2 protein-coding genes are annotated in these 2,139 nt (G+C 65.2%); one reads left to right on the forward strand and one right to left on the reverse strand.

Annotated features, from left to right (window positions below; translation table 11 throughout):
- A partial coding sequence (locus MOV61_RS29605) for a glycoside hydrolase family 25 protein (protein ID WP_247139133.1) occupies nucleotides 1-798 on the forward strand: 798 nt, incomplete at its 5' end.
- A gap of 51 nt (nucleotides 799-849) precedes the next feature.
- Here MOV61_RS29605 and MOV61_RS29610 read toward each other — a convergent pair.
- Nucleotides 850-2,139, reverse strand: a 1,290-nt coding sequence (locus MOV61_RS29610) for a PLP-dependent aminotransferase family protein (RefSeq protein ID WP_247139134.1), incomplete at its 5' end; no start/stop codon positions are given.

A 2,139-nucleotide genomic window follows, 5' to 3' on the forward strand; every position in this document is an offset into this window, starting at 1 on the left:
ACGGTCGGCATGCCGCTTCCCGCCGAGCGACCGGTCGCCATGCTGATGCCCGACAGCCCGGAGGCGGAACCCGCCCCTCGCCGCGGTCGCATGCAGATCTACAGCCGCCAGTTCCGCGATGCCAAGCCGATCAACTTCGGCAGAGTGTCGCCGAGAAGTTATGCCGTCCACGGCGTCGACGTGTCGCGCTGGCAGGGCGATATCGACTGGGCGAAGCTGAGGACACAAGGGGCCAACTTCGCCTATATCAAGGCGACCGACGGCGGCGACCATCTCGATCCGATGTTCAAGACCAATTGGCGCGGGGCCAAGGAAGCCGGCATCAAGCGCGGTGCATACCACTTCTTCTACTGGTGCCGCACCGCCGGCGAACAGGCCGACTGGTTCATCCGCAACGTGCCGCGCGATCCGGACGCGCTGCCGCCGGTCATCGACGTCGAATGGAATGGCGAGTCGAACTGCAAGGCAAAACTTTCGCGCGCCCGGGTGCTCGACAAGATGCAGGTCTTCATGGACAAGCTGGAGCGCTATTACGGCCAGCGGCCGATCATCTACACGGCGCCGGATTTCTACGAGGACAACCTGTCGGGCGAGCTTCTCAACTATCCCTTCTGGCTGCGTGCCGTTGCGCAGCATCCCTCCAAGGTCTATCCGGGCCGCAAATGGCTGTTCTGGCAATATTCCGGCTCCGGCCTGTCGCACGGCGTCGCCGGCAAGATCGACCTCAACGTCTTCCATGGCTCGGAAGAGCAGTGGCACAGCTGGATAGGGCCGCGCACGACGCTGGCGCAGAACTGAGCACGACGGCAGGCGACCCCCTGAGCCCGGTTGACAGCTGTCAACTCATTGTTAACCACAACGGCCGAGCGCCCGTTCGAGGCTCCGGAATATCCTCGCATCCTCCGACTGCGCCACGTTGAAGCGCAGGAAACTTCCGGCATTCTGGGAGAGGCTGAACGCGTTGCCGGGAGCGAGCACGATATTGTCGGCAAGGCAGGCGCGCGCCACATCCGCCGCCTCTATCCCGTTCGGAAGCCGGCACCAGAGAAACAGGCCTGCGCGCGGCTGAAGCCAGGGGGTGATGCCGAGTGTTACGAGCCGGCCCGTCGTCGCGTCCATTGCCCGCGACAGCCGGACGCGCAGTTCTTCCAGATGTTTCCGGTAGCTGCCGTCGGTCAGCAGCAGCAAGACGAGCTCCGAGGACAACCGGCCCGCCGCGAAGCTGGTGGCGATCTTCAGGTCGACCAGACCTTCGATCCATTCCGGCCTGGCGGCGATAAAGCCGCAGCGCACCGAAGCCGACAGGGTCTTCGAAAAGCTGCCGATATGCACGACGCGGTCAAGGCCATCGAAGGCGGCAAGTCGCGGCGCCGGCTCATGTTCCAGGTCGGCGAAGATATCGTCCTCGATGATCGTCAGGCCGGCGCGGTCGGCGAGTTTCAGCAGCCGGTGCGCCACGACCGGCGAAAGCGTGGCGCCGGTCGGATTGTGGATTGCCGAATTGGTGATGTAGAGCCGCGGCTTGTGCGCCTCGATCGCGTTTCCGAAAGCCTCGACATCCGGCCCGGCCGGCGTCATCGGCACGCCGACGACCTTTGCGCGATGCGCACGCAGCAGGGCATGGAAATTGAAATAACAGGGATCGTCGACCAGAACCGCATCGCCCGGCTCGATCAGGAAACGGCAGAGAAGGTCGATCGCCTGGGTGCCGGATTCAGTGAGGATGATCTGGTCCGAAGCGGCCGGTATGCCGTGTTCGCCCATTCGCCGGGAGAGGAGCTGCCGCAGTTGCGGCGAGCCGAGCGGCGTGCCGTAGTCGGACAGGACCCGGTCCTCGCTGCGCGACAGGCTGCGCAAAGCCCTCCGGATCGCCGCCTCCGGCATCCAGGAGGACGGCAGCCAGCCGCAGCCGGGCTTCAGCAGGTCACCCTCCTCCAACGCCTGTCGTGATACCCAGAACGGATCGATCGCCCTGTCGAGCTTCGGGCCGATCTCGGAGAGCGACAGCGGCGCCAGCGGCGTCGACACGTAGAAACCCGATCCGGGTCGCGAGCGGATCAGCCCCTCGGCGGCCAGCCGCTCATAGGCCTCCACCACCGTCGAGGCGGAGACATGCATCGCCTTGGCGAAGGCCCGCAC

The sequence above is a fragment of the Neorhizobium sp. BETTINA12A genome, from assembly GCF_023006485.1.
Lineage (GTDB): Bacteria > Pseudomonadota > Alphaproteobacteria > Rhizobiales > Rhizobiaceae > Neorhizobium.